Source organism: Prevotellamassilia timonensis, from assembly GCF_021531665.1.
In the GTDB taxonomy this organism is placed as follows: Bacteria; Bacteroidota; Bacteroidia; order Bacteroidales; family Bacteroidaceae; genus Alloprevotella.
On record NZ_JADYUH010000097.1, the window covers coordinates 1 to 2740 of the forward strand.

The 2740-nt window shown below is 48.8% G+C and carries 2 protein-coding genes; both read left to right on the plus strand.

Annotated elements, in window-relative coordinates:
* Positions 1-820 (plus strand): leucine-rich repeat domain-containing protein (locus I6E40_RS10460; RefSeq protein WP_235387178.1); only part of this gene is annotated, 820 nt, incomplete at its 5' end.
* A 386-nt stretch (positions 821-1206) separates the two neighbouring features.
* A complete protein-coding gene (locus I6E40_RS10465; RefSeq protein ID WP_235387179.1) occupies positions 1207-2217 on the plus strand; it encodes a leucine-rich repeat domain-containing protein in 1011 nt (336 codons plus the stop codon).
* Positions 2218-2740: the final 523 nt, after the last annotated feature.

Here is a 2740-nt window from a genome sequence, read left to right on the forward strand (position 1 = left end):
GGGAAATAGCTGCTTCTGGGGTTGCAGCAGTTTGACCGCCATCACCATTCCCAACTCCGTCACGAGTTTGGGAGAATACTGCTTCCGTGATTGCAGCAGTTTGACCGCCATCACCATTCCCAACTCCGTCACGAGTTTGGGACAACTGTGCTTCTTTGGTTGCAGCAGTTTGACCTCCATCACCATTCCCAACTCCGTCACGAGTTTGGGAGATTGCTGCTTCTATGGTTGCAGCAGTTTGACCGCCATCACCATTCCCAACGCCGTCACGAGTTTGGGATATGGCTGCTTCTCTGATTGCAGCAGTTTGGCCTCCATCACCATTCCCAACTCCGTCACGAGTTTGGGAGGGTATTGCTTCTCGAATTGCAGCAGTTTGACCGCCATCACCATTCCCAACTCCGTCACGAGTTTGGGATATGGCTGCTTCAAGGATTGCCGCAGTTTGACCTCCATCACCATTCCCAACTCCGTCACGAGTTTGGAAGATTACTGCTTCGCTGATTGCCGCAGTTTGACCTCCATCTATATGCTCCCCTCCACACCTCCCAGCACAGGAGATTGGATATTTGATGGCAGTCCGTTAGAAACAGTCTATGTGGTGGACGAGGATGCCAAGACTGCCTATCAGGCTCGAGCGCCTTGGAACGCATATGAGATTGTGATTATGCCCACCGGCATAGAAGAAGTGGAGACAGACAAGACTGCACCCACCCTTGTCGGCTGCTACGACCTGAATGGTAAACTAATCAACGGCAAACAACGCGGCGCGGTCATCGTGCGCTACTCCGATGGCACTACGCGCAAGGTGCTGAAGTGACAGTGCGAAAGAACAGTCGCCTCCACGAAACAGACACTTTACAACGCACGCACAAGCCTTCGCATCGTCACCCATCGCGCGGCGGCAAGGCAAACGATTTTTAGACAGAGGCTTCAAGCCTCCCTATTGTTTAACACGGTGCGCGCCCGTTCCCATTGACTTAGGACTTTAGACAAGCCAATGAATGGTTGCACATCCTAATATTTATTCACATGAACAAATTCTTTTTACTCCTTACCCTTTTATGTCTTTCCCTTTCTGCCCGGGCTCATGACGCAGAGGTAGATGGCATTTTCTACGATCTGAATGCAGACAACAAGACGGCTACGGTCACTTTTAAGGGAGACTCTCCTGGCTCGTATTATAATGAATACTCCGGTGATGTAGTGATTCCTGAAACAGTGACTTATAATGGCATCACATATTCCGTCACGAGTTTGGGAGAATGGTGCTTCTGGAGGTGCAGCAGTTTGACCGCCATCACCATTCCCAACTCCGTCACGAGTTTGGGAGATAAGTGCTTCGCTGATTGCAGCAGTTTGACCGCCATCACCATTCCCAACTCCGTCACGAGTTTGGGAGAATGGTGCTTCTGGAATTGCAGCAGTTTGACCTCCATCACCATTCCCAACTCCGTCACGAGTTTGGGAGATAAGTGCTTCGCTGATTGCAGCGGTTTGACCTCCATCACCATTGGCAACTCCGTCACGAGTTTGGGAGGTTGCTGCTTCCGTGATTGCAGCAGTTTGACCTCCATCACCATTCCCAACTCCGTCACGAGTTTGGGAGAAGGCTGCTTCTCTGGTTGCTGGAGTTTGACCTCCATCACCATTTCCAACTCCGTCACGAGTTTGGACGATGGCTGCTTCAATGGATGCAGCAGTTTGACCTCCATCACCATTCCCAACTCCGTCACGAGTTTGGGAGTTTGCTGTTTCGAGAATTGCCGGAGTTTGACCTCCATCACCATTGGCAACTCCGTCAAGAGTTTGGGAAAATACTGCTTCAATGAATGCAGCAGTTTGACCGCCATCACCATTCCCAACTCCGTCACGAGCTTGGTCGATGGCTGCTTCAATGGATGCAGCAGTTTGACCGCCATCTATATGCTCCCCTCCACACCTCCCGGCACGCTAGGATCTATATTTGATGGCACTCCGTTAGAAACAGTCTATGTGGTGGACGAGTATGCCAAGGCTGTCTATCAAGCTCAAGACCCTTGGAGCGAATATAAAATTGTGGTTATGCCTACCGGCATAGAAGAATTGGAGACAGACAAGACTGCACCCACCATTGTCAGCTGCTACGACCTGAATGGCAAACTAATCAACGGCAAACAACGCGGCGCGGTCATCGTGCGCTACTCCGATGGCACTGCGCGAAAGGTGCTGAAGTGACCGCGCGAAAGGTGCTGCTGAAGCGACAGTGCGAAAAGTGCTGGTGAAATGACTGCGCGAAAGAACTGTCCGTCACACAGACCGGTGCAATTATCGTGCTCAGAGATACTCTCCGACATTCAATGGTTCATCCGTTAAAATAAGAAGAAATTCGGACACGTACATGAAAAAAAACAGTAGGAGGTAAATGCCAACCCAAAAGGCACTTGCCTCCTACTTTCCTTTGCCACCAACTTTCGCTTTGCTACGTTCACCTTTATGAAACACGAATCTCGCGAATGGGTGAAAGGTAAAGAGTCAAAGAGACTAAGAGTCAAAAAGACAAAGAGACGAAAGGTCCTTTTTTTGAAACATTAATGTTCATAAATTTGATTCATTAAAAAGCCATTAATTTGTTTTTGAACACGAAACGCGAGAAATGTTCAGAATTTAATGAGGCATTTAATGAGACAATTAATGGGCATTAATGGAGAAAAATTCTTGTTTTTGGAACACGAATTGTTCAGAAATTGAACGAATGAAT